At 66.6% G+C, this 25,877-nt stretch carries 19 protein-coding genes and 2 rRNA genes; 9 read left to right on the forward strand and 12 right to left on the reverse strand.

All coding sequences use genetic code 11. The features are described from left to right. Window positions 1-47: 47 nt before the first annotated feature. From OVA17_RS00005 to mfd, 3 genes are all read right to left on the reverse strand, one after another. Window positions 48-3,156, reverse strand: a 23S ribosomal RNA gene (locus OVA17_RS00005). A 418-nt stretch (window positions 3,157-3,574) separates the two neighbouring features. Further along, a 16S ribosomal RNA gene (locus tag OVA17_RS00010) occupies window positions 3,575-5,096 on the reverse strand. The 16S and 23S rRNA genes sit together here, the layout of an rRNA operon. A 602-nt stretch (window positions 5,097-5,698) precedes the next feature. After that, window positions 5,699-9,286 carry a transcription-repair coupling factor gene (gene mfd, locus OVA17_RS00015; protein WP_267787481.1) on the reverse strand — a complete coding sequence of 1,196 codons (3,588 nt, stop codon included), beginning with the start codon at window positions 9,284-9,286 and terminating at the stop codon, window positions 5,699-5,701. 82 nt (window positions 9,287-9,368) lie between these two features. Here mfd and OVA17_RS00020 point away from each other — a divergent pair, with 82 nt between their 5' ends. The 3 genes from OVA17_RS00020 to OVA17_RS00030 all read left to right on the forward strand — a co-directional run bounded on the left by OVA17_RS00020 (window position 9,369) and on the right by OVA17_RS00030 (window position 11,369). Next, window positions 9,369-9,854, forward strand: coding sequence for a hypothetical protein (locus OVA17_RS00020; protein ID WP_267787482.1), 486 nt, complete (start codon window positions 9,369-9,371; stop codon window positions 9,852-9,854). Between the two features lie 139 nt (window positions 9,855-9,993). After that, window positions 9,994-10,500: a hypothetical protein gene (locus OVA17_RS00025; protein WP_267787483.1), complete on the forward strand. Its 507-nt coding sequence runs from the start codon at window positions 9,994-9,996 to the stop codon at window positions 10,498-10,500. A gap of 98 nt (window positions 10,501-10,598) precedes the next feature. Further along, the gene (locus tag OVA17_RS00030; RefSeq protein WP_267787484.1) at window positions 10,599-11,369 is read left to right on the forward strand and encodes a MerR family transcriptional regulator; all 771 of its coding nucleotides are present in this window, start codon (window positions 10,599-10,601) and stop codon (window positions 11,367-11,369) included. A gap of 9 nt (window positions 11,370-11,378) precedes the next feature. Here OVA17_RS00030 and pth read toward each other — a convergent pair whose 3' ends face one another. Next, window positions 11,379-11,963, reverse strand: a complete 585-nt coding sequence (gene pth / locus OVA17_RS00035) for an aminoacyl-tRNA hydrolase (RefSeq protein ID WP_267787485.1) — start codon at window positions 11,961-11,963, stop codon at window positions 11,379-11,381. Between the two features lie 129 nt (window positions 11,964-12,092). Then, window positions 12,093-12,731 carry a 50S ribosomal protein L25/general stress protein Ctc gene (locus OVA17_RS00040; RefSeq protein WP_210074105.1) on the reverse strand — a complete coding sequence of 213 codons (639 nt, stop codon included), beginning with the start codon at window positions 12,729-12,731 and terminating at the stop codon, window positions 12,093-12,095. A gap of 296 nt (window positions 12,732-13,027) precedes the next feature. Between OVA17_RS00040 and OVA17_RS00045 the strand changes: the two genes are divergently transcribed. After that, the gene (locus OVA17_RS00045) at window positions 13,028-13,153 is read left to right on the forward strand and encodes a hypothetical protein (RefSeq protein ID WP_267787486.1); all 126 of its coding nucleotides are present in this window, start codon (window positions 13,028-13,030) and stop codon (window positions 13,151-13,153) included. Between the two features lie 132 nt (window positions 13,154-13,285). On the opposite strand, the gene OVA17_RS00050 is transcribed toward OVA17_RS00045, so the two are convergent. The 6 genes from OVA17_RS00050 to OVA17_RS00075 form a co-directional block, all read right to left on the reverse strand. Next, window positions 13,286-14,323 carry a zinc-binding dehydrogenase gene (locus OVA17_RS00050; protein WP_267787487.1) on the reverse strand — a complete coding sequence of 346 codons (1,038 nt, stop codon included), beginning with the start codon at window positions 14,321-14,323 and terminating at the stop codon, window positions 13,286-13,288. A gap of 8 nt (window positions 14,324-14,331) precedes the next feature. Further along, on the reverse strand, window positions 14,332-15,069 hold the full coding sequence (locus tag OVA17_RS00055) for a fumarylacetoacetate hydrolase family protein (protein ID WP_267787488.1): 738 nt from the start codon (window positions 15,067-15,069) through the stop codon (window positions 14,332-14,334). Next, the gene (locus tag OVA17_RS00060; RefSeq protein ID WP_267787489.1) at window positions 15,069-15,836 is read right to left on the reverse strand and encodes an SDR family oxidoreductase; all 768 of its coding nucleotides are present in this window, start codon (window positions 15,834-15,836) and stop codon (window positions 15,069-15,071) included. The genes OVA17_RS00055 and OVA17_RS00060 overlap by 1 nt, the downstream gene beginning before the upstream one ends. After that, window positions 15,833-17,248, reverse strand: a complete 1,416-nt coding sequence (locus OVA17_RS00065; protein WP_210074097.1) for an MFS transporter — start codon at window positions 17,246-17,248, stop codon at window positions 15,833-15,835. The genes OVA17_RS00060 and OVA17_RS00065 overlap by 4 nt, the downstream gene beginning before the upstream one ends. A 154-nt stretch (window positions 17,249-17,402) precedes the next feature. Next, window positions 17,403-18,194 (reverse strand): IclR family transcriptional regulator, encoded by a 792-nt coding sequence (locus tag OVA17_RS00070; protein ID WP_267787490.1) that lies wholly within the window; start codon window positions 18,192-18,194, stop codon window positions 17,403-17,405. A gap of 24 nt (window positions 18,195-18,218) precedes the next feature. Continuing rightward, a complete protein-coding gene (locus OVA17_RS00075) occupies window positions 18,219-19,274 on the reverse strand; it encodes a D-2-hydroxyacid dehydrogenase (protein ID WP_267789326.1) in 1,056 nt (351 codons plus the stop codon). A gap of 114 nt (window positions 19,275-19,388) precedes the next feature. On the opposite strand from OVA17_RS00075, the gene OVA17_RS00080 reads away from it, so the two are divergent. After that, window positions 19,389-20,303, forward strand: coding sequence for an NAD(P)-dependent oxidoreductase (locus OVA17_RS00080; protein WP_267787491.1), 915 nt, complete (start codon window positions 19,389-19,391; stop codon window positions 20,301-20,303). An 82-nt stretch (window positions 20,304-20,385) separates the two neighbouring features. Here OVA17_RS00080 and OVA17_RS00085 read toward each other — a convergent pair whose 3' ends face one another. Next, window positions 20,386-21,096: a FadR/GntR family transcriptional regulator gene (locus OVA17_RS00085; RefSeq protein WP_267787492.1), complete on the reverse strand. Its 711-nt coding sequence runs from the start codon at window positions 21,094-21,096 to the stop codon at window positions 20,386-20,388. A gap of 141 nt (window positions 21,097-21,237) precedes the next feature. Between OVA17_RS00085 and OVA17_RS00090 the strand changes: the two genes are divergently transcribed. From OVA17_RS00090 to OVA17_RS00105, 4 genes are all read left to right on the forward strand, one after another. Beyond that, entirely contained in the window at window positions 21,238-22,641 is a 1,404-nt protein-coding gene (locus tag OVA17_RS00090) for a GntP family permease (protein WP_267787493.1), read from the forward strand. A gap of 20 nt (window positions 22,642-22,661) precedes the next feature. Next, the gene (locus tag OVA17_RS00095) at window positions 22,662-23,177 is read left to right on the forward strand and encodes a gluconokinase (RefSeq protein ID WP_267787494.1); all 516 of its coding nucleotides are present in this window, start codon (window positions 22,662-22,664) and stop codon (window positions 23,175-23,177) included. An 85-nt stretch (window positions 23,178-23,262) separates the two neighbouring features. Continuing rightward, complete coding sequence (gene gndA, locus OVA17_RS00100; protein ID WP_267787495.1) at window positions 23,263-24,858, forward strand: NADP-dependent phosphogluconate dehydrogenase; 1,596 nt, start codon at window positions 23,263-23,265, stop codon at window positions 24,856-24,858. A 222-nt stretch (window positions 24,859-25,080) separates the two neighbouring features. Then, entirely contained in the window at window positions 25,081-25,815 is a 735-nt protein-coding gene (locus OVA17_RS00105; protein WP_056228637.1) for a response regulator transcription factor, read from the forward strand. Window positions 25,816-25,877: the final 62 nt, after the last annotated feature.

Genomic DNA, 25,877 nt, shown 5'->3' on the forward strand with positions numbered 1-25,877 from the left:
CGTACATCGAGAACCACTCAGTGGACGCAAGCACCAAAAACAGGTGTGTTATCAAGTCATCGGCTTATTAGTACCGGTCAGCTTCACGTATTACTACGCTTCCACATCCGGCCTATCAACCCAGTAGTCTGGCTGGGAGCCTCTCACCATAAAGGTATGGAAGTCTCATCTTGAGGCCGGCTTCCCGCTTAGATGCTTTCAGCGGTTATCCATCCCGAACGTAGCTAATCAGCGGTGCTCCTGGCGGAACAACTGACACACCAGAGGTTCGTCCAACCCGGTCCTCTCGTACTAGGGTCAGATCCTCTCAAACTTCTTACGCGCGCAGCGGATAGGGACCGAACTGTCTCACGACGTTCTAAACCCAGCTCGCGTACCGCTTTAATGGGCGAACAGCCCAACCCTTGGGACCTACTCCAGCCCCAGGATGCGACGAGCCGACATCGAGGTGCCAAACCATGCCGTCGATATGGACTCTTGGGCAAGATCAGCCTGTTATCCCCGAGGTACCTTTTATCCGTTGAGCGACAGCGCTTCCACAAGCCACTGCCGGATCACTAGTCCCGACTTTCGTCCCTGCTCGACCTGTCAGTCTCACAGTCAAGCTCCCTTGTGCACTTACACTCGCCACCTGATTGCCAACCAGGTTGAGGGAACCTTTGGGCGCCTCCGTTACATTTTGGGAGGCAACCGCCCCAGTTAAACTACCCACCAGGCACTGTCCCTGAACCGGATCACGGTCCTAAGTTAGATATCCAGAGTGACCAGAGTGGTATTTCAACAATGACTCCACACTCACTGGCGTGAATGCTTCACCGTCTCCCACCTATCCTACACAAGCCACACCGAACACCAATACCAAGCTGTAGTAAAGGTCACGGGGTCTTTCCGTCCTGCTGCGCGTAACGAGCATCTTTACTCGTAATGCAATTTCGCCGAGTTCGCGGTTGAGACAGTTGGGAAGTCGTTACGCCATTCGTGCAGGTCGGAACTTACCCGACAAGGAATTTCGCTACCTTAGGATGGTTATAGTTACCACCGCCGTTTACTGGGGCTTAAATTCTCAGCTTCGCCTTACGGCTAACCGGTCCTCTTAACCTTCCAGCACCGGGCAGGCGTCAGTCCGTATACATCGTCTTGCGACTTGGCACGGACCTGTGTTTTTAGTAAACAGTCGCTACCCACTAGTCTCTGCGGCCACCACACCCTTTCGGAGCAAGTCCTAATAAGTGGATGGCCCCCCTTCTCCCGAAGTTACGGGGGCATTTTGCCGAGTTCCTTAACCACGATTCTCTCGATCTCCTTGGTATTCTCTACCTGACCACCTGAGTCGGTTTGGGGTACGGGCGGCTAGAACCTCGCGTCGATGCTTTTCTTGGCAGCATAGGATCACCCACTTTTTATCCGCATCGTGTCTCAGCCTCATGACTCCCGGATTTGCCTAAGAGTCGGCCTACGCACTTGCACCAGGACTACCATCGCCTGGCTTGGGCTACCTTCCTGCGTCACACCTGTTAATACGCTAGCCGCACCAGCATGGGGTCGAGCGTTCACACACACCCGCCTCACCCCGAAGGGATCCGCTAAAGCGTGAGCTAGGACTCTTAGCACCACTGGATTGACTGGGGCGGTTCTTCGCCGGTACGGGAATATCAACCCGTTGTCCATCGACTACGCCTGTCGGCCTCGCCTTAGGTCCCGACTTACCCAGGGAAGATTAGCTTGACCCTGGAACCCTTGGTCTTTCGGAGGACGTGTTTCTCACACGTCTTTCGCTACTCATGCCTGCATTCTCACTCGTGTAGCGTCCACGGCTGGGTCACCCCGCCGCTTCACTCGCCACACGACGCTCTCCTACCCATCAACACGGCTGGACCACGAAGGCCTACCAAAAATGTCAATGCCACAACTTCGGTGGCGTGCTTGAGCCCCGTTACATTGTCGGCGCGGAATCACTTGACCAGTGAGCTATTACGCACTCTTTCAAGGGTGGCTGCTTCTAAGCCAACCTCCTGGTTGTCAAAGCAACTCCACATCCTTTCCCACTTAGCACGCGCTTAGGGACCTTAGTTGGTGGTCTGGGTTGTTTCCCTCTCGACTATGAAGCTTATCCCCCACAGTCTCACTGCTGCGCTCTCACTTACCGGCATTCGGAGTTTGGCTGACGTCAGTAACCTTGTAGGGCCCATCGGCCATCCAGTAGCTCTACCTCCGGCAAGAAACACGCAACGCTGCACCTAAATGCATTTCGGAGAGAACCAGCTATCACGAAGTTTGATTGGCCTTTCACCCCTATCCACAGCTCATCCCCTCAGTTTTCAACCTAAGTGGGTTCGGTCCTCCACGACGTCTTACCGTCGCTTCAACCTGGCCATGGATAGATCACTTCGCTTCGGGTCTAGGACACGCGACTGAATCGCCCTATTCAGACTCGCTTTCGCTACGGCTACCCCACTCGGGTTAACCTCGCCACGTATCGCTAACTCGCAGGCTCATTCTTCAAAAGGCACGCTGTCACCCCTACTAAGGAGGCTCCAACGGTTTGTAAGCAAACGGTTTCAGGTACTATTTCACTCCCTCCCGGGGTACTTTTCACCTTTCCCTCACGGTACTTGTCCGCTATCGGTCATCTGGGAGTATTTAGGCTTATCAGGTGGTCCTGACAGATTCACACGGGATTTCTCGGGCCCCGTGCTACTTGGGATACTTCTCACGCCAAGAACAGGCATTTCGACTACGGGGTTCGCACCCTCTATGACCGGCCATTCAAAACCGTTCGTCTATACCCTCTTGTCACGTCGATCATTCGGCAGAACAATCAGAAAAGTCCCGCAACCCCCAACATGCAACGCCTGCCGGCTATCACACACGCTAGGTTTAGCCTCTTCCGGTTTCGCTCGCCACTACTTACGGAATCGCTTTTGCTTTCTCTTCCTGTGGGTACTGAGATGTTTCACTTCCCCACGTTCCCTCTACCCGCCCTATATATTCAGGCGGGAGTCACCAGGTACGCACGCGCCCTGGCGGGGTTTCCCCATTCGGACATCCTCGGATCAAAACTCGCTTATCAGTTCCCCGAGGCTTATCGCAGATTGCTACGTCCTTCTTCGGCTCCAGATGCCAAGGCATCCACCGTTTGCTCTTAAAGACTTGAAATCACATGAGTTGAATCGTCAAAAATTGACTAATGATCTTTAAGATCATCTTCACGACACAACCAAAAAGTCATGTCGAAGATGCTCGCGTCCACTGTGTAGTTCTCAAAGTACGGGCGGTACCCACCCCACACGCCACAACCGTGACAGCAGGGAAGGCCCACGAGGAACAGCCACCAACCACACCAGCCTTCCGACTAGCGCAACCAGCGCCCGGCCCCTCAGGACCCAACAGCGTGCATGTACCCACCCCTCCAACCCGAACCGTTCCCACAGCAAGCTGCGTACTAGACCCGAACCATCGGCATGAGCACCCCATCAAATGTTCCACCCATGAGCTACCAGCAACACACATTCGGTGTTGAACTGGCGCCTGGACACCCACGATTCGAAAACCCCGGATGCCAGATGCTCCTTAGAAAGGAGGTGATCCAGCCGCACCTTCCGGTACGGCTACCTTGTTACGACTTAGTCCTAATTACCGATCCCACCTTCGACGGCTCCCTCCACAAGGGTTAGGCCACCGGCTTCAGGTGTTACCGACTTTCATGACTTGACGGGCGGTGTGTACAAGACCCGGGAACGTATTCACCGCAGCGTTGCTGATCTGCGATTACTAGCGACTCCGACTTCATGAGGTCGAGTTGCAGACCTCAATCCGAACTGGGACCGGCTTTTTGGGATTCGCTCCACCTCACGGTATTGCAGCCCTTTGTACCGGCCATTGTAGCATGCGTGAAGCCCAAGACATAAGGGGCATGATGATTTGACGTCATCCCCACCTTCCTCCGAGTTGACCCCGGCAGTATCCCATGAGTTCCCACCATTACGTGCTGGCAACATAGAACGAGGGTTGCGCTCGTTGCGGGACTTAACCCAACATCTCACGACACGAGCTGACGACAACCATGCACCACCTGTTTACGAGTGTCCAAAGAGTTGACCATTTCTGGCCCGTTCTCGTATATGTCAAGCCTTGGTAAGGTTCTTCGCGTTGCATCGAATTAATCCGCATGCTCCGCCGCTTGTGCGGGTCCCCGTCAATTCCTTTGAGTTTTAGCCTTGCGGCCGTACTCCCCAGGCGGGGAACTTAATGCGTTAGCTGCGTCACGGAAACCGTGGAATGGTCCCCACAACTAGTTCCCAACGTTTACGGGGTGGACTACCAGGGTATCTAAGCCTGTTTGCTCCCCACCCTTTCGCTCCTCAGCGTCAGTTACGGCCCAGAGATCTGCCTTCGCCATCGGTGTTCCTCCTGATATCTGCGCATTCCACCGCTACACCAGGAATTCCAATCTCCCCTACCGCACTCTAGTCTGCCCGTACCCACTGCAGGCCCGAGGTTGAGCCTCGGGATTTCACAGCAGACGCGACAAACCGCCTACGAGCTCTTTACGCCCAATAATTCCGGATAACGCTTGCGCCCTACGTATTACCGCGGCTGCTGGCACGTAGTTAGCCGGCGCTTTTTCTGCAGGTACCGTCACTTACGCTTCTTCCCTGCTAAAAGAGGTTTACAACCCGAAGGCCGTCATCCCTCACGCGGCGTTGCTGCATCAGGCTTCCGCCCATTGTGCAATATTCCCCACTGCTGCCTCCCGTAGGAGTCTGGGCCGTGTCTCAGTCCCAGTGTGGCCGGTCACCCTCTCAGGCCGGCTACCCGTCGACGCCTTGGTGAGCCATTACCTCACCAACAAGCTGATAGGCCGCGAGCCCATCCCAGACCGAAAAATCTTTCCAAACACGACCATGCGATCACGTCTCATATCCAGTATTAGACGCCGTTTCCAGCGCTTATCCCAGAGTCCAGGGCAGGTTGCTCACGTGTTACTCACCCGTTCGCCACTGATCCACCAAGCAAGCTTGGCTTCACCGTTCGACTTGCATGTGTTAAGCACGCCGCCAGCGTTCATCCTGAGCCAGGATCAAACTCTCCGTAAAAAAGAAATGCATACAACCACCGGGAAAACGACAGTCATAGCGAGTTTGAAACTGACCAAAGAGAAAACATCAAAACTGACGAATTCATATGCCAACCCCCGGAAGGGCTGGTCTTTGATCCAAAGGAATTTCTCGCAATCCAACAAAAGTCAGACCGACGAGGAATAAATTGGCATTTGACAAGTGCACGCTGTTGAGTTCTCAAGGAACGGACGCACCCACAGAAACAGTCTCCCGACCTACCCGTGAGGCAATTCACTACCTATTCGATCATTCAAACCTCAAGGCTCTCACCGTGGGACCTCTAAAAGATCAACGTCGTGAAACCCGGTCGAAGACCAGAACCAAAACCCTACACCGAAACGATGAGGTTCTGGACAGTCCGCCACTTGAGACGAAGCGGGGCCTTCCGGCCTCTCCGCTCTCCCCTGTGGGGCGAACAGGTAAAACACTACGTCGGGAGTTCGGATCGGTCGAATCGAGGCCTCCGCCCGGGCGTGTCGCCACCCCTCGCCCCGAGAATGACACGGTCCTACGACGGAGCCCGGCCGACGAACAGTCGGCCGGGCTCCTGCCTCGATCATCCGCGAGGCGGGCGACGCTCAGGCGTTCGCGGTCTCCGCGTTCTTGTCTACCGGCAGCGGCCACAGCGCATCGAGCAACTGGCGCACCCACGCGATGAGGTTCGCGTCGTCGGCATCCTGTGGAAGCGGCACCACCATGGCATCTCCATTGGCGACGAGTTTTGCTTTGGGGTACAGCCGCTGCAGTCGCACGCGCATGGAATCGGGCAGGTTGGCCGGGGCGACGCGCAGATTGGACCCCATGGCGACGACATCGGCCAAGCCCGCCTGTGCCGCACGACGACGCAGGCGCGCGACCGCGATGAGACCTTCGACCTCCGCAGGAGGCTCCCCATACCGGTCGCGGAGTTCGTCGACCACGAGGTCGATCGCGTCGGCCTTCGCGGTACCTGACGCCGCAGCCGACAGCTTCTGGTACGCCTCGAGACGCAGCCGCTCGCTGTCGATGTAGAACTCGGGCAGGCGTGCGTCCACGGGGAGCTCGAGCCGCAGCTCGGTGGGTCCGTCGACGTCCTCACCTCGGAACGTCGACACCGCTTCGCCGATCATCCGCAGATACAGGTCGAAACCGACGCCGGCGATATGCCCGGCCTGTTCGGCACCGAGGAGATTGCCGGCACCGCGGAGCTCGAGGTCTTTCAGAGCCACTTGCATGCCGGAACCCAGGTCGTTGTTGACGGCGATGGTCTCGAGGCGGTCGGCCGCGGTCTCGGAGAGGGGCTTCATCTCGTCGTAGAGGAAGTACGCGTAGGCGCGGTCACGACCGCGGCCCACTCGACCGCGGAGCTGATGCAGTTGCGAGAGCCCGTACTTGTCGGCGCGATCGATGATGATCGTGTTGGCGTTCGAGATGTCGAGGCCGGTCTCGATGATCGTGGTCGATACGAGCACGTCGGCACGACGTTCCCAGAAGTCATCGACGACCTGTTCGAGCGCGTGCTCCCCCATCTGCCCGTGGGCGACGACGATGCGCGCCTCGGGGACCAGTTCGGCGAGGTGCGCAGCGACCCGCTGAATCGAGGACACCCGGTTGTGCACGTAGAAGATCTGGCCCTCTCGCAGCAGTTCGCGCCGGATGGCCGCCGCGATCTGCTTGTCGTTGCGGGGTCCGACGTACGACAGAATCGGGTGCCGGTCCTCCGGCGGAGTCGCGAGCGTCGACATCTCACGAATACCGGTGACCGCCATCTCGAGCGTGCGCGGGATGGGTGTGGCGCTCATCGCGAGGATGTCGACGTTGGTCTTGAGCTTCTTCAGCTGGTCCTTGTGTTCGACGCCGAAGCGCTGCTCTTCATCGATGATCATGAGACCGAGGTCCTTGAAGATCACCTTCTCGGTGAGGATGCGGTGGGTCCCGATGACCATGTCGACGGTGCCGTCGGTGAGGCCGGCGAGGGTGGCCTTCACGTCTTTGTCGGTCTGGAAACGCGACAGTGGCCGCACGGTGACGGGGAACCCGGCGAAACGCTCGGCGAAGGTCTCGAGATGCTGCTTGACCAACAGCGTTGTCGGCACGAGCATGGCGACCTGCTTGCCGTCCTGGATGGCCTTGAAGGCCGCGCGGACCGCGACCTCGGTCTTCCCGAAACCGACATCGCCCGAGAGCAGACGATCCATGGGGATGGGTTTCTCCATGTCGGCTTTGATCTCATCGATCGTCTGAAGCTGGTCGAGAGTCTCGGCGAAGGGGAATGCTTCTTCGAGCTCGCGCTGCCAGGGGGTGTCCGGACCGAAGGCGTAGCCCTTCGACGCCATGCGCGCCGAGTACAGCTTCACCAGCTCGACCGCGATGTCGCGAACGGCCTTGCGGGCGCGCCCCTTGGCGGCAGCCCAATCGCTGCCGCCCATTTTCGACAGAGTGGGCGCCTCGCCGCCGACGTACTTCGACAGCAGATCGAGCTGATCGGTGGGGACGAACAGCTTGTCGCCCGGGTAGCCGCGCTTGGCCGGCGCGTACTCGAGGACGAGGTACTCCTTCGTCGTCTTCACCGCGTGACGGCCACCACTCGACACCTCGCGCTGGGTGAGCTCGAGGAACTTGCCGATTCCGTGCGTCGCGTGCACGACGACGTCGCCGGGCTTGAGCTGCAGAGGGTCGACGACGTTGCGACGGCGGGAAGCGAGCTTCTTCACGCCGCGGTTGTCGCCGCTGACCGAGCGTCCGTAGAACTCGGTTTCCGTGATGACCGCGAATTTCGCCTCGGGAAGCTGGAATCCGCGTTCGAGAGGAGCGCACACCACGTGAGCGACACCCGTCTCAGGCGCCAGACGCACGTCGTCGACACGACGCGCCGCGATTCCGCGCTCCGAGAGCACGTCGCGGGCGCGATCGACCATTCCCGGACCGGATGCCGTGACGACGACCGACCATCCGTCGCTGATCAGCGTGCCGACGTGAGCGGTCGCGCCCTCGACATTGCCATGGAAGGAGGGAACGGGATCGGCCTTGATGCGGTGGGTCGAGTCGTCTCGGACGATGAGCCCCTCGTCCTCGGCATCGGCCGCTCCCGAGTCGAAGGCGCTGAGCTGCCACCAGACACCGCCGCGCCCGCTCGCCTTCTCGTGCAGGTCGTCGAGGGTGACGAAATCGCCGGAGCCGAGGTCGACCGGGGTGTCCGCGCCGGCCGTAGCCGCCGACCAGGCAGCCTCGAGGAATTCGCGGTTGGTGTCACCGAGCGTCGTCGCGCGGGCGAGCGAACGCTCGGGGTCGACGAGCGCCACCGCACTGCCGCCGGGGAGGTAGTCGACAAGGGTGATGAGGTCGTCGACCAGCACCGGGATGAGCGACTCCATCCCCTCAGCGGGAATGCCCTCGGCCATCTTCTCGAGCAGTTGACGCAGGCCCGGGTAGCCGTCGCGGAGCTCGGCGGCCCGGGCACGCACCTCGGTCGTGAGCAGCAGCTCGCGGCTGGGAACAAGGATCACAGAGGTGACCTCGCCGGGGAGCGAACGCTGGTCGGCGACGGAGAAGGCGCGGATCTGGTCGACCTCGTCGCCGAAGAACTCGACGCGGTAGGGATGATCGGCCACGGGCGGGAACACGTCGAGGATGCCGCCGCGCACCGCGAACTCGCCGCGGCGCGACACCATATCGACGCGGTGGTACGCGAGCTCGACGAGCCGTGTGATCACGCCCTCGAGCTCGAGTCCACGCCCGCCGACGACGAGCTCGATCGGCTCGACATCGCCGAGCCCGGGAGCCAGCGGCTGGAGAGCACTGCGCACCGATGCGGTCACGACAAGGGGGGCGGTGCCGTCCCACGCGGCGATCCGGCGCAGGACGTCGAGGCGTCGGCCGACCGTCTCGGGGCTCGGGCTGAGCCGCTCGTGCGGCAGCGTCTCCCATGCCGGAAAGTGCAGAACCTGTGCGCCGGGGAGGACGGCATCCAGAGCCGGACCGAGAGACTCGGCTCGTCGACCGGTCGGGGCGATCACCAACACGGCACCGGGGCCACCCGCCGAGCGGCGCCGTTCGACGAGGCCGGCGATGACCGGGGCGTCGAGGCCATCGACGAGGGAGAGAGACAGGTCGGAGGAAGCAGCCGAAGCGGCTTCACGATACGACTCAGCCTGCTCGAGGGCGCGAACGATCCCGGGAACTGTCACTCGGAAGAGTTTACGCGGGGGCTCCGACATCGGGACGGGGTGGACAACACGGCGGGCGATCCGTGTCTCGTAGGCTGGCCGCATGACGTCGCCGAGCGCTCCGAACGGTCCGGTCTTCGCCGCTCCCCACGCGGCGCCGCCGGTCGGGACGCTGCTCACTCCCCCGGAGCCGACGCGCCGCGGTCGACCCCTGGGAACTTGGGCGCTCGCGCTCTCGGTCGTCGCGGCGGTGTTGGCATCCGCCGTCGGAGGATTCGCGGCGTTCCGCTCGGCGCGCGGGGCGGCCCCCGGGCTGACCACCATGTCGTCGAACGGCTTCGACTGGCGCGTCCTCTCCCCCGTCCGCGATCTGGTGCTGCTGGGCGAGGTCGCTTTCTGGTCGGGAACCGTGATCGGTCTCACGGCGCTCGTGCTCGGTATCGTCGCCATCGTGCGGCGGTCCGGGCGGGGCGCCGGGATCGCCGGGCTCGTCATCGCGGTTCTGGGACCCGCCATCTTCGGCGGGCTCACGCTCATCGCCATCGTGGCAGGGCTGGCGAGCGTCCCCTCCGGCGGTTCGTCGGTCTGATCCCCGGGCGGACTGCTCCTCGCCCCAGTGGGCGACATCGCTCCGAATCGGCGACCGTCCACCCCGCGATCCCCCGCCAGTCGGTTCCTAGACTTCGGGACAGGGCCTGTTCGCCCATCGAAGACCAGAGGAGCACTCCGTGAGCACGACACCGCCGCCCCCCGAGCCCTACCAGCAGCCCGTCGCGCGAAACGACGCCTACCGCGCCACCCCCGCAGGAGTGCCCGCCCCCGCGGCTCCTGCCTACGTCCCCCCGGCATCTGCGAACCCCAAGGGCGGAAACAAGCTCGGGCTCGGCGCTTTCGTCGTCTCGCTGGTCGGCGTGGTCGGCGGCTCGATCATCGCTCTCATCGCCGGCATGCAGAGCGCGGCCCTCGCGCCCTACGCCGACGCCGGTCAGCGGGTCGACCCGAACGCCCTCCCACCGGAGGTCCAGCAGGCGGCCGCGCTCTTCGGCATCCTGACCATCGTCGCCTTCGCCGTGTACGCCGTTCTCGGCCTGTGGGGCTTCGTCCAGGGCATCGTCGCGGCGATCAAGAGTCGCGGTCGTGGGTGGGGCATCGGCGCCGTCGTGCTATCTGTGCTCGGCGGCATCGTGGTCGGAATCGCCCTGGCCGCAGGCGCGGCGATCGGCGTCTCGACGTGAGCTGACCCTCGGTGCGAACGGCCACGGTTGCTCGCGACCGGGGCCGTTCGCCGTCTCGGTGTTGCCCCTGACACCGTGGCAGGGTGTGGACTGTCGTCATGGTCTCGATCGGTGAACTCGCTCGGCAAACGGGTACGACGCCACGCATGCTGCGCCACTGGGAGGCCACCGGCCTTCTGCCTCCCGCAGACGTCGATCCGGCAACCGGACGCCGCTCCTACGACCTCGCGCAGGAAGGACGCGTGCTGACCATCGTCGCCCTCCGTGCCAACGGCTTCGGACTCGAAGAGATCCGCGTCCTGCTCGACTCACGGACGGACCACGCGAAGCTGCGCGCAGTCCTCGATGCGAGGCGATCGACGCTTTCCGCCAGCATCGCCCGCGACAACGCCGCCCTGCGCCGTCTGGACAGCAGGATCGCCTCGCTCGACCGCGGGCACCACGACATCGCGACGACGCTGACGCTGGAAGCGCTCCCCCCGCTCACGGGCCCGGGCCTGCGGACGTCCGTGGCGCACGAGTCGGAGATTCCCGCGGCGGTGCGCGCGGTGCTCGATCGGATGGCCGCACCGGCAGGGGCGGAGGTCGCCCTCGTCTACGACGGGACGACGGACCCCCGGGTGATCGCCGTGACCGCGGTCTGCGAGGCGGCCCGAACAGACGTGATCACGATCCCGGGAGCGCCCCGCGCGGCGAGCGTCCGGCTCGCACAACGGCCCGTCGACCTCGGGGACACCTGGGCCGCTCTCGACGCCGCGCTCCTGCCGCTAGGGCTCGCGGCGACCGGGCCATATCGTCACATTCTTCACTCGGAGGGGACGGCCACCACGCTCGCGACCCCGACCACACCGGTGACCGGCTCGGTATGAGCCCTTCGCTCAGGCGCGCGGAGCGTGGAAGCGCTGCTGCGCGGCGACGAGGCCCTCGTCGGCCAACAGCTCCACGGCATCCGCGGCATCCGAGACCAGGATGGGCAGGGTCTGACGCTCGGCGGCGCTGAAGGGGTCGAGCACCCAGTCCGCGGGATCTTGCCGGCCGACCGGGCGACCGATTCCGACCCGCACCCGGGGGAAGTCGGGCGTGCCGAGCGCTTTCGCGATGTCACGGACGCCGTTGTGACCACCGTGACCGCCGCCGGTCTTGAGCTTGATGGTGTCGTAGGGGATATCGAGCTCGTCGTGCACGACGACGATCCGCTCGGGGCCGATGTCGTAGAACCGGGCGAGGCCGGCGGCCGGGCCGCCGGAGACGTTCATGAAACTGTTGGGCTTGGCCAGCACGAGCTTCGCCGCTCCCGGCCGCAGCCAGGTCTCGACCACTCGCGCGTTGGCCTTGTGCGCGCGGAACGCTTCGCGGCGACGGGCGGCGAGTTCATCGATGACCATCTGACCGATGTTGTGCCTCGTCGCCTCGTAGCGCGGGCCGGGGTTGCCGAGACCCACGATGAGCCAGGTGTCTGCCATGGCATCCATCCTTCCGGGTCCGGGTGGGGACCGTACGCGACGACGCGGTGCGCCGCGCGGCGAAACGAACGAGGGGACGCGAATCCGCGCCCCCTCGTCGTCGTCGGACCGGTGAACGGCCCTCGGGAATTACTTGTCGTCGCCCTGTTCGGCCGTCTCGGCCTCTTCGGACTGCTCCCCGGCGACCTCGGCGTCGGCCTCGGCGATCTCTTCGTCGGCGGCGATCGTGTCGAGCGGGATCGAGACACCCACGATGAGAGTCTCGGGCTCGGTGACGAGGGTCGCGCCCTGGGGCAGCTTCAGGTCGGCGGCGGTGATCTGGGTGCCATCCTCGGCGCCCTCGACATCGACCTCGACGTTCTGCGGGATGTGAGTGGCCTCGACCTCGAGCGAGACCGACGTGGCGTCGAGCATGGCGATGGTGCCCGAGAAGGGCTCGCCGGTGATGACGACGGGAACGTCGACCTGGACCTTCTCGCCCTTGTTCACCACGATGAGGTCGATGTGCTCGATGATCTGGCGCACGGGGTCCTTCTGGACATCCTTGACGAGGACGAGCTGGCTCTTGCCCGCGATGTCGAGGTCGAGCAGCGCGTTGGCGCGACGGATCAGCAGCGCGGTCTGGTGACCGGGCAGCGCGACGTGCTGGGGCTCGGTGCCGTGACCGTAGATGACGGCGGGGATCTTGCCCGCGGCGCGGAGGCGACGGGCGAAGCCCTTGCCGAAGTTCTCGCGCAGTTCTACGACGACCTTGTTGTCTTCCGACATGATGTTCTCCTCGCGGGCTCGTGTCCCGCAGCTTGTGAGCGGACAAGGTCCGCACCTGTGTGGTCTGGATTCGACTCGAACGCGAGCGCGTGAGGAAAGCCGGGAGCCTGCATCACTGCGTCGATCACGGATGCCCAGCGCGCCGTACGGCGTACGAGGTGGCATCCCTCGCCGAAGTTCCCCGGAAGTCTACCAGCGCGCGGGGCCGCACCACGACCCCGCCGCCGGGGCGCGCGCAGGACCGCCCGCGGAGCGACGGTAGGATCGAACGGCCACAACCCACCCGGAGGATCATCATGGACAGCGGCTTCTTCTCTCACGTCGTGCTCTGGGTCATCGGCGGCATCGCCGCATTCGGCCTGCTCGGCACCGTCGGCGCCCTGTTCTCGATGGGCCGCACCACGGACTACAAGAAGCACTGACGCCCGGAACCGCGGCTTGCCCCCGGCGGAGCCGCTCCGCGGTCGCCGGGCTGTGCCGACCCTTATGCGGACCGGTTCGTGAGGACGAGCTCGATCGTCGTCACCCCGCCTCCGGGGAGCGTGACGGGTCGTTCAGTTGTTTCCGCCGAACGAGAGCACGACCTTCGACGATCGCGACGCGTCCGCCGCCGTCGCGAAGGCGTCGAGGGCGTGAGCGACGGGCGTCACGTGCGTCACGATGCCTTCCACGGCGAGTGACCCGTCGGCAAGCGCCGCCAGCACCTCGCCGAACTCGCCGCCGAAACGGAACGACCCGGTCAGCGTCAGCTCCCGTGTGATCGCCGTCGCGATCGGCGCCGCTACCGTGCCCGCCGCTTGAAGCCCGAGCAGAACGACCGTCCCGCCGCGCCGCGCCGCCGCGACCGCCGCAGCGAGTCCGGGGACGGTGCCGCTCGACTCGATCACGACGTCGGCGTGCAGGGCCTCGATCGCCGCCGCGTCGCGCGCGTCGAGGGTACGCGCCCCGCGAGCCGCTGCCAGACGGCGCGGAAGCTCGTGCAGATCAGTGGCGACGACCTCGCCGGCACCGTGGTGGCGAGCCGCGGCCACGGCGAGCAGGCCGATGGGACCCGACCCGATGACCGCGACGCGTCGGCCCGTGACCGTTCCGGCGCGTTCGACGGCGTGCCACGCGACCGCCGCGGGCTCCGCAAGCACGGCCGTGGCGAGATCGAGCCCCGCCGGCAGAGGGAAAAGCATGCGCGTGGGGAGCGCGACACGCTCGGCGAACCCGCCCTGCGTGTGCGGGAGGTGCATGGCCGAGCCCAGGTAGGTCGAGGCCGGCGCGAGGTTCGGGCGCTCCCGCGGCCACGGCGTCGCGCCGTCGTCGCGGGGAGTCAGCGGGTGCACGGCCACCGGCGTGCCCTCGGCGGGCCCGCTTCCGTCGGCAGCGGCGCGCACCACCACCCCCGACAGCTCATGGCCCAGGACGAGCGGCTCCCGCAGGATCGATGCTCCCGCAGCCCCGTGTCGCCAGTAGTGGAGGTCGGAGCCGCAGACACCCCCGAATGAGACGGCGACGACGGCCTCATCGGCATCCGGGGTCGGCTCACCGATGTCGTCGATGCGGAGGTCGTCGGCGGCGTGGGCCACCACGGCGAGATTCGTCACGGTTCTCCTCAGAAAGTTGCGGTGCGAAGGCGCACATCGGCGACGACGACGTCGACCCGCGCACCCGGGTGGATCGGTGCGGCGGAGAACGGTGCCCCCATCATGATGACGTCGCCCGGGCCGAGGACGTTCCACCCGGCGACGTAGGCCAGGCAGTCCCTCAGCGAGACCGGCAGACGCGCGGCGGAGGTCTGCCGGACCGGCTCGTCGTCGACGATGAGCGCCAGAGCCAGATCGGCATCGAGCGACAACCCGGTGTCGATCCACGGCCCGAGCGGTGTGTAGCCCGCGCCCGCCTTGGACTCGAAGTTGCGCGGATCGAGGACCGACCGGTCGGGGCTCGACAGGTCGTTGACGGCAGTCATGCCGAGCACGTACTCGTGGGCGTTCGCCGCCGTCAACCCGGTGGTGTCGCGACCGATGACGACGGCGATCTCGGCTTCGGCGACCGTGGTGCCCGCGTCGCGCCGGAGCGCCACCGACGCGTCCGACCCGGTGACGGTGCGCGGACTCTTCAGCCATGCCTGCACGGGAGCGGCATGATCGGGGCCATTCTGCGCGATGCCGACGACCACGATCGGCTCGCACGGAGCCAACAGACGTCCCGCGACCGGGTCGCCCTCGTCGGCGGGGCGGCGGCCGTCCGCGAACGCTGCGTACGGATCAGTGATCGGGATCCACGACCCGTCGTCGGCGAGACGGACCGTGCGCACCCCGGCGGGGGTCTCGACGCGAGCGATGCGCATCAGACCACCGCCGTCATGCCGCCGTCGACGAAGATCGTCTGGCCGTTGACGAAGTCGCTCGCCGAGCTCGAGAGGAACACCAGCGCCCCCACCAGGTCGCCGGTGTTCCCCCACCGCCCCGCGGGCGTGCGCGAGCGCACCCACGCGGAGAACTTCTCGTCGTCGACGAGTGCCCGGGTCAGCTCCGTGGCGAAGTACCCGGGTGCGATGGCGTTGGCCTGAATGCCGTGCGGCGCGAGATCGGCGCACAGGCCCTTCGTGAGCATCGTGATCGCTCCCTTCGTCGCGCCGTACGCCGCGATGGAAGGGCGGGCCAGCTGCGACTGGACGCTACCGATCTGCACGAGCTTGCCCGATCCGCGCGAGATCATGCCGCCGGCCACACGTCGGGAGACGTAGAACGCGCTCGAGAGGTTCGTGCGCACCAGGTCGTCCCAGTCGGTGTCGGCGAACTCCGCGATCGGCGCGCGCCGCTGGATGCCGGCGTTGTTCACGACGATGTCGGGCACGCCGTAGCGATGCTCGATGAGAGAGACGCCCTCGTCGACAGCGCCGGACTCCCCCACATCGAAGGTCACCGCGTGAGCGGCCACCCCGGTCGACGCGGAGATCTCCTCCGCCGCGCGTCCGGCGGTCTCGGCATCCCGTCCGTGCACGAGCGTCGTGGCCCCCGCCTCGGCGAGGCCCTGCGCGAGGGCCCGGCCGATGCCGCGGCTGGAACCGGTGACCAGGGCCAGCCGCCCGGTCAGGTCGAACGCGGCCGTCATCGGATCGTCCGCACGGTGACGGTCGTGGCGTCCACGCCCTCGCCGGCCTCTTCGCGAGACACCTTGATCGCGTCGTCGGTGCGCGTGAGGTCGCGGCGCAGCGTCTCGGGGACGAGGAAGGTGGATGCCGTGGTGATCAGGGCGAGCGTGGCCATGTAGATCGCCAGCAGCAGCCAGTTCGCGCCGCTGACGGCGATGATGTAGGCGCCCAGCACACCCGCGAGGCCACCGGCGAGCACCGCCGAGATCTCTCGCGCCATCGCGACGCCGAGGTAACGGTGGCGGTTGCCGAACAGCTCAGGGAGCATCGCGCACTGGGGTCCGAGCATGGAGTTGACGGCGACGCCGATACCGATCGCGACGACGGCGATCGTGATCGGGTAGCTCCCGAGCGAGATCAGCCACCAGGCGGGGAAGGTGAACAGCAGCATGAACACCGCGCCCGCGCGGTACACCGTGCGACGACCCATCCGGTCGGACAAGGCGCCCGTCAGCGGCACCGAGAAGATGCCGATCAGCGAGCCGAGGGTGACCCCCCAGGTGAGGAGGCTGCGGTCGGCCTGTCCCCCCACCGACGCGACGAAGAAGGTCAGCGCGAGGGTGTTGAACATGTAGGAGCCGCCGTTCTCGGCCATGCGGAGCCCGATACCGACGATGACTCCGGGCAGACCGCGCGTGAAGATGTCGCGCACGGGCCGCTCGGCAATCTGCTCGCTCTTCTCGAGCTCGATGAAGGTCGGCGTCTCGCGCAGGCGCATGCGGATGAACAGCGCGAGGAGGATCAGCACGAACGAGGCGAGGAATGGCACGCGCCAGCCCCAGCTGAGCAGCTGGTCTTCGGGCAGCAGCGAGATGAGGCTGAACACGACGGCCGCGAGCAGCGTTCCGGCCTGGATGCCGATGAAGGGCAGGGCCGAGAAGAATCCGCGGCGCTTGACGGGGGCGTATTCGGCCATGAGGACCGTGGCCCCCGCCTGCTCGGCGCCGGCGCCGAAGCCCTGCAGCAGTCGCATGATCACGAGCAGGATCGGAGCGAGGATGCCGACGGCCTCGTACGTGGGCAGGAGGCCGATGGCGGTGGACGCCCCGCCCATCAGCACGATCGTGATGACGAGGACCCACTTACGGCCGAGCTTGTCGCCGAGCACGCCGAAGAAGAGTCCGCCGAAGGGACGTGCCAGGAAGCCGACGCCGTAGGTCGCGAAAGCGGCGACCGTGGCCAGGGCCGGGTTGTCTTGCGAGAAGAACAGGACGTTGAAGATCAGCGCCGTCGACAGCCCGTAGAGCGCGAAGTCGAAGTACTCGAGCGCGCTGCCGATGCTGGAGGCGAGGGTCGCCCTCCGCAGATTGGCGGCGTACTCGGGGTCGTCCTGCGGCACGGGCGGTGCGGTGGGTGCAGTGGTCACGGCCATCTCCTTTGATCGGCTGGGGTCTCCCGACACCGGGACTGTATCAACCCTCTGAACTGAGTTCAATATGTTGAACACAATTCGTTGAGCCCGTTTCCACTCCATTGATCGGGAGGCGCGACGAATACCCCTCCACGGAGGGGCGAGACGAGCGCACTCAGGGGCGCGGTGCCGCGCTGAACGGATTCGTCAGCGCCGACGCGGCCCCGCGCAACGCCTCTCCGACGCGCGTGATGCGCTCGGGCGTGGCATCCAGAACGGGGATGCCGACACCCAGGGCCAACTGCGGATCGCCCGGCGCCCACCCCTCGAGGGGCACGGCCACCCCGACGATCCCCCGGAACGACTCCTCCTCGTCGATGGCCCATCCGCGCTCGCGAGCGACCGCCAGCTTCACGAGGATGCCCTCGACATCGACCGTGCTGTGCGCCGTCAGCGCGGGCAGCGGGCCTCGACGCGCGAGCAGATCCCGCACGGTAGCGTCGTCGCGCGTCATGAGCAGCGCGCGCCCCGTCGCCGACAGGGCGGCGGGAAGTCGGGAGCCCAGCGGCGTGCCCAGACGCACCGAGCGCGAGCCCTCGTACCGGGCGAGGTAGAGCGAGTCGGCGTCATCGAGCACCGCCACCTGCACGAGCTCACGCACCAGCACGGGCGACGACTCGCAGACGGCGTAGAACTCGCGCACCTGGTTGAACTGCGCCGCGAAAGCTCCGCCGAGCTCGGCGGTGCGGATGCCGAGGCGATAGCCGAGCGGGACGCGTTCGATCATGCGCTCCGCCTCGAGCGAGAGGCACAGGTTGGCGGTCGACGACTTCGCCAGCCCCAGCCCCGATGCCAGCTCGGTCAGGGTGAGCGCACGCTCGGCCTCGGCCAGAAGCCCGAGCAGGCGAATACTGCGTCCCACCGCCGGGGCGGGATCCCGTGCGAGCCGGCCGTCGTCGTCGGTCATGCCGGCTCCCCTCGATGGTCTCGATCAGTAGAACTCGACCGTATCGACAACCGCGCGCAGCGGCTGTCCATCGATCAGGCGCGTGGCGTTCTCGGCGAAGCGACGGGCGATCCTCTCCTCTTCCCTGCTGCTCAGCGCGGCCGTGTGCGGGCTCACGAGAACGCGCGGGTGCCCCCACAGCGGCGAGTCGACGGGCAGCGGCTCGACCTCGAACACGTCGAGCGCCGCGAAACCGACCCGGCCATCGTCGAGGGCCGCGAGTAGGGCGCTCTCGTCGATGACGCTGCCGCGCCCGACGCTGGCGAGGACGACCCCCGGGCGGACGGCGGCGAACATGTCCGCGCCGATGAGGTGGTGCGTCTGATCGGTCCCGGGGAGCGTCACGACGATGGCATCCACCTGCCCGACGGCCTCGGCGAGATCGTCGAGCGGTACGAGGCGGTCGACTCCCTCGACCGGCGCGCCCGAGCGGGTCGTGCCCCACACCTCGGCGCCCAGAGCGTGGAAGCGGCGAGCGCATTCGGCACCGATGCCGCCGAGTCCCACGACGAGCACGGTCATCTCGTCGATCTGGCGCATCTCCCACCGATCGGACCAGACGCGCGCATCCTGGTCTGCCCGCAGGCGCGGCAGTCCCTTGGCCCCCGCGAGCACTCCGAACACCGCGAACTCCGCGAGCGGTCCGCCGTGCACACCCGCACTCGTGGTGAACACGACGCGCTCGAGAGCCGTGTCGTCGAGGGCTGCCGCCTTCACCTGCCCGCCGCCACCGGCGGCCGTCGTCATGACCCACCGCAGGCCCGGGTTGGCCGCGACCGTGCGCGAGAGCGCGGCCGGTTCGACGTCGGGAATGCCGAAGAGCGCCTCGGCCGAGTCGATCATCGCCTCGAAGGCGCGCTGCTCGGCGTCGGTGCGCACGTGGGCCGGGTCACCCGACCAGTCGGCGGGGCCGCGCATGGGGCGCGTGAGAGCGGCATCGCGCACCAGCTCGAGCCGCGGCTCCAGCCGCTCGATGAGCCGGCAGTGCTCCTCCGCCAGAGGAACGGCTACCACCGCGCGTAGGCTCTTGTGCGTCGACATCTTCGTCCATCCCTTCGCCGCGATCGCGGGCACCGCGAGCCGCTCGACCCCTCGGTATACGTTCACCATAGTGAACCCTGTTCAACCTGTTGTCCAGTCGATAGGATGCCGTGCATGACACCTCTCGACGACGAGACCACCCCCGCCACCGTCCGACTCGGGGTATGGGGCCTCGGGGCGATGGGGGCACCGATGGCGCACCACCTGCTCGCCGCCCGCGGCTCCCTGACCGTCCACGCGCGCCGGCGACGCCCGGCGCTCATCGAGGCCGGCGCGCAGTGGGCCGAGACGGTCCGTGACCTCGCCGTCCACACCGACGCCGTGCTCGTGATGCTGCCCGACCTTCCGCAGCTCGAGGAGCACCTCGACGGGCCCGACGGGCTGCTGGCAGGCATCGGCGACCGCGCTTTTCTCGTCATGATCGGCTCGACCTCGTCACCCGTGGGCGTGCGGGAGCTGTCGGACCGCCTCCCCGACGGCATCCGGGTGGTCGACTGCCCCGTCTCGGGCGGCGAGGACGGCGCGAAAGCCGGACGACTGTCCATCATGCTCGGCGGCTCCCCCGCCGACACCGACCGGGCTGCCGCACTTCTGGCTCCGTGCGGAACGCCCGTGCGTCTCGGCCCCCTCGGCGCCGGGCAGGTGGCGAAAGCCTGCAACCAACTCGTCGTCGCCTCGACGATCCTCGCGCTCGGGGAGGCGACCGAGCTCGCCGCGCGTTCCGGCGTCGACCCCGCCACCTTGTGGGAGCTTCTGGGCGGCGGGTACGCCGGATCACGCCTGCTCGAGAGCCGTCGCGAGCGCCTCGTCACGGGCGACGACTCCCCCAGTGGCATCGCGGAGTACATGGTGAAAGACCTGCGCTTCGCGGCCGACATCGCCGCATCCACCGACACGCGGCCCGCGCTGCTGCCGGCCCTGCGAGCCGCCTTCGACGAGATCGTCGAGCGGGGCCTGGGCGGCCGCGACATCGCCGTCACCCGCCGCTTCACGGCGGAGCGCAGCTCGGCCCCCACCCACACGGACTGACATCGGCGAGCGCCGGAGCGACCGCGAGCGACGAGCCCACCACGACCGACTCGTCCCTGCGCGCAACGGATCCGCCGAGGCCTTACTCCGAGCTCACCGCGGAGGCCATCGCATCCCCCGCCTCGCGCACGATGAGGTGCATCGCCTGCACGGCGTCGTCGGCGCGACCGGCCGCGACGGCGAAGGCCACGTCTTGGTGCCACCGCACGGCATGCGGGTTGGCGTCGTGCGGCATGAGCTCGTGTCGCGTCCGCCCCACCAGCACCGATTCGACGACCGCGCCGAGGGCGGCGAACATCGTGTTGCCGGATGCCGCGAGCACCGTGCGGTGGAAGCGGATGTCGGCCGCGAGGTACTCGGCGCCGTCCGCGTCGTGCTCGGTGCGCGCCATCTCCATCACCGCGGCCACCAGCACCTGGCGCTGCGCGTCGGTGGCGTGGGTCGCCGCGGCACGCGCAGCGAGCGGTTCGATCGCACCGCGGAGCTCGCTGAGCTCGCGTAGCTGCGCGTGCCGGCCGGGACCGGCGAGGCGCCAGGCGATGATCTCGGGCGCGTAGACGTTCCACTGCGTCGACGGAAGCACCTCGACACCCGTCTTTCGACGCACCCGCACGAGCCCGAGCGACTGCAGCACGCGCACGGCCTCACGGCCCGCTCCGCGCGACGATCCGGGCGAGAGCTCGGCTGTGATGAGGCGCGAGCCGGCGCCCAGCTCCCCGTCGACGATCGCCGAGCCCAGGCGGTCGACGAGGGCGTCGTGCAGCGTCGACACGGCGGGACGGTCCAACGTCATTTCTCGATGATGACAGACGTGATGCGCTCCGACGGACGCATTCGTCGTGCACATCCCTGCATCTTGTGGTTTTATGTACGACAAATACCCACTGCACCATCACCCACGGCATCGCTGCCGCTCGCCGGATCAAGGACGCTCATGGCCCTCTCCCCCCACCCCTCCACGCTGGTGCTCGCCGCCGCGGAGTCCGCGACCACCGCCCCCGCCGGGCAGTTGATCACCGCCGCCCTCATCGGCATCGCCCTCATCGTGGTGCTCATCACGTGGGGCAAGCTGCACCCCTTCCTCGCCCTGACCATCGGCGGGTTCACGACGGGCGTCGTCGCCGGCATGCCCATCGCCACCTCGGTGACGAGCTTCACCGGCGGCTTCGGCTCGACCATGGGCGGCGTCGGCATCCTCATCGCCCTCGGTGCGATCTTCGGCAAGCTGCTCGCCGACTCGGGCGGCGCCGACCGCATCGTCGACACCCTCGTCGCCCGCGCGACCCCGCGCTCACTCCCCTGGGTCATGGGGTTGATCGGAGCGATCATCGGCCTGCCGATGTTCTTCGAGGTCGGTCTCGTACTGCTGGTCCCCGTCATAATCCTCGTGGCCCGCCGCTCGGGCGTCTCGCTGATGAAGATCGCCATCCCGACCCTCGCTGGCCTCTCCGCGATGCACGGCCTCGTGCCCCCGCACCCGGGGCCGCTCGCCGCCATCGACGCACTGGACGCCAACCTCGGCCTGACCCTCGCGTTCGGCGTGATCGTCGCGATCCCCGCGGTCATCGTCGCCGGCCCGTTGTTCGCCCCGATTGCCGCCCGCTGGGCCCCCGTTCCCGTGCCCGAGCTGTTCGTCTCGGCCGAGGAGAAGGGCGAAGAGCCCGCTCGCCGCCCGTCGTTCGCGGCGACGCTGGCGAGCATCCTCCTGCCCGTGTTCCTCATGCTGCTGAAGGCCGTCGCCGACATCGTCGCGCCCGGCTCGACCGCCGTATGGAAGGTGGTCATCGACTTCCTCGGCCTGCCGATCATCGCGCTGCTGCTGGCCGTGCTCGTCGGCTTCGTCGTGCTCGGCCGGGGCGCCGGCTTCGACCGCGCCAAGCTGACGAGCGTCGTCGGCTCCTCGCTCGGGCCCATCGCCGGCATCCTCCTCATCGTCGGCGCGGGCGGCGGGTTCAAGCAGGTGCTCGTCGACACCGGCATCGGCAAAGTGATCGCCGATCTCGTCGCGGGCTCCAGTGTCTCCGTGCTGCTGCTGGCCTGGCTGGTCGCCGTGGTCATCCGCGTCGCGACCGGATCGGCCACCGTCGCCACGATCACCGCCGCCGGCATCCTGCAGCCGCTCACCGAGACCCTCGACGCCCCCATGACGGCGTTGCTGGTGCTCGCGATCGGCGCGGGCTCGGTGTTCCTGAGCCACGTGAACGATGCCGGCTTCTGGCTCATCAAGGAGTACTTCGGCTTGAACATCCCGCAGACACTGAAAACATGGAGCGTGCTGGAGTGCGTGATCTCGGTCATGGGCCTGGCCGGCGTTCTCGCGATCAGCGTGTTCGTCTGATGGGAGAGGAAGAGAGAATCATGACGTCCCACCCCGTCCTCGTCTTCATGGGCCCCGCCGGCACCGGCAAGTCCACCGTCGCCGGCATGCTCGCCGGTCGCCTCGGCTGGGACTTCCAGGAGGGCGACGACCTGCACCCCGCGGAGAACGTCGCCAAGATGGCATCCGGTCACGCCCTCGACGACGATGACCGATGGCCGTGGCTCGATCGCGTCGCCGGCTGGATCGACGGCCAGATCGCCGCCGGACGCCCCGGCGTCATCACGTGCTCGGCCCTCAAGCGCAGCTACCGCGACGTACTGCGCCGCGACGATGTGACCTTCGTCCTGCTGATGGGCGACCCGAAGCTCGTGCTCGAACGCCTGCTGCGTCGACAGGGCCACTACATGCCGCCGTCGCTGCTGACCTCGCAGTTCGAGACCCTGGAGATCCCGGATGCCGATGAGCGCGCGATCCGCACCGACCTCGACCTCACTCCCCAGGAGCAGGTGCGAGAGGTCGTCGAGCGTCTCCAGCTCACTCACACCCCGTCCTGAAACACGCGCGGGCCGAGCCGATAAAGTGGCGGAGGCGGCCCACGTGAGCCTGCCCACACCCCTCGCACCTGAAGACGGAGCACCCATGACGTCCCACGCCTCCCCGACCGGCCCCTCGACCGACCAGGACCAGTCCCCGCATCAGGCCGCACAGGTGCACGAGGGTGCGCCCGGCATCGAAGAGGTGGACCGTCCCACCGCCGACGCCGACTCACGCCCCCAGGGCGAGGGCGACGGCCGCGCCAACATCGGCGTCGTCGGCTTGGCCGTGATGGGCTCGAACCTCGCCCGCAACCTCGCCAGCCGCGAGGGCAACACGGTCGCCATCTTCAACCGCAGCAAGGACAAGACCGAGCACGTTCTCGAGCAGCACCCCGAGGCCAACTTCGTCGCCTCGTTCTCGTACGAGGACTTCGCCGCGTCGCTGGCGAAGCCGCGTACCGCGATCATCATGGTCAAGGCCGGCCGTCCCACCGACTTCGTCATCGACGAGCTGGTGAAGGTCTTCGAACCGGGCGACATCATCGTCGACGGCGGCAACGCGCTGTTCACCGACACCATCCGCCGTGAGAAGGCCGTGCGCGACACCGGAATCAACTTCGTCGGCATGGGCGTCTCGGGCGGCGAAGAGGGTGCCCTGCGCGGCCCCTCGATCATGCCCGGCGGTTCCGACGAGGCCTGGGCCACGCTGGGCCCGATCCTAAAGTCGATCGCCGCGGTCGCCGAGGGCGAGCCCTGCGTGACGCACGTCGGCCACGATGGCGCCGGTCACTTCGTGAAGATGGTGCACAACGGCATCGAGTACGCCGACATGCAGCTGATCGCCGAGGCCTACGACCTCATCCGCCGCGCCACGGGCAAGAGCCCGGCCGAGATCGCGGACGTGTTCGCCGAGTGGAACCGGGGCGAACTGGAGTCGTACCTCATCGAGATCACCGCCGAGGTGCTGCGCCAGACCGACGCCGACACGGGCAAGCCCCTCGTCGACGTCATCCTCGACCAGGCCGGCGCCAAGGGCACCGGCGCGTGGACCGTGCAGACGGCCCTCGACCTGGGCGTCCCCGTTTCGGGCATCGCCGAGGCCACGTTCGCCCGGTCGCTGTCGAGCCACCCCGAGCAGCGCGAGGTCTCGCGCGAGCTCCCCGGCCCCTCGGGCACCGACGTGCTCTCGGGCGAAGATGCCGACGCCTTCATCGAGCAGGTGCGACTCGCGCTCTACGCCTCGAAGATCGTGGCCTACTCGCAGGGCTTCGACGAGATCCGCGCCGGTGCCGCCCAGTACGACTGGAGCATCGACCTGGGCGCGGTGTCGAAGATCTGGCGCGGCGGGTGCATCATTCGTGCGCAGTTCCTCAACCGCATCGCCGAGGCCTACGACGCCGAAGCCGCCCTCCCCGTGCTGCTGACCGCCCCGTACTTCGTCGAGGCCCTCGGCCGGGCGCAGGACGCATGGCGCCACATCGTGTCGTTGTCGGCGGCGAGCGGCATCCCCGCCCCCGCGTTCAGCTCGTCGCTCGCGTACTACGACGGCCTGCGCGCGGAGCGCCTGCCCGCCGCCCTGATCCAGGGCCAGCGCGACTTCTTCGGTGCGCACACCTACCGTCGCATCGACAAGGAGGGCACCTTCCACACCCTGTGGTCGGGCGACCGCACCGAGATCGAAGCCGAAGACACCCACTGAGAGCTGTCTTGACGAGGCGGCGGCGAGCATGGCTCGTCGCCGCCTCGTGCGTCTATGGCCGCCCAGGCGCGTCGCGGACGTCCGCGACGTCGTCGCGAACAACCCCGGGTGCCGCGGTCGGGGTCGGCACGGGCTCGTTCTCAGCCGTCGGATCTCCCGTTCCCAGGATTCCCATAAGGCTCGCCATAGAAAGCTCATAGATACGAGAGCACAATGAGTTCTATGACCGCGACCGCCGCCGCCCCCACCTTCACCCGCCCCGACGGGAGCGCCCTGCGCGTCCTCGTCGTCGACGACGAGCAGATGCTCACCGACCTGCTGTCGATGGCCCTGCGCATGGAGGGCTGGGACGTGAAGACCGCCGGATCGGGCTTCGACGCCCTGCAGTCCGCGCGCGACTTCGAGCCGGATGCCATGGTGCTCGACATCATGATGCCCGACCTCGACGGCATGGCGGTGCTGCAGCGCCTGCGTCACTCGGGCAACGACGTGCCCGTGCTGTTCCTGACGGCGAAGGACGCCGTGGCCGACCGCGTCGCGGGTCTCACGGCCGGTGGCGACGACTACGTCACCAAGCCCTTCAGCCTCGAAGAGGTCGTGGCGCGCCTGCGAGGCCTCATGCGTCGCGCCGGCACCGCCCTCACGCGCGACTCCGAGCCGATCCTGCGCGTCGGCGACCTCTCGCTGAACGAGGACAGCCACGAGGTCATCCGCGGCGGCAAGGAGATCGAGCTGACCGCGACCGAGTTCGAGCTCCTGCGCTTCCTCATGCGCAACCAGCGTCGCGTGGTGTCGAAGGCGCAGATCCTCGACCGCGTCTGGAACTACGACTTCGGCGGTCGCTCCAGCGTCGTCGAGCTCTACATCTCGTACCTGCGCAAGAAGATCGACGCCGGAAACGACCCGCTCATCCACACCGTGCGCGGTGTCGGGTACATGATCAAAGCGCCTCAGTGAGTATTCCGCCGAGACCAGCGCCCCCCGCTCCCCCGTCCGAGGTCTGGGAGACCGACCACCCC

The organism is Microbacterium sp. SL75, from assembly GCF_026625865.1.
GTDB lineage: Bacteria > Actinomycetota > Actinomycetes > Actinomycetales > Microbacteriaceae > Microbacterium.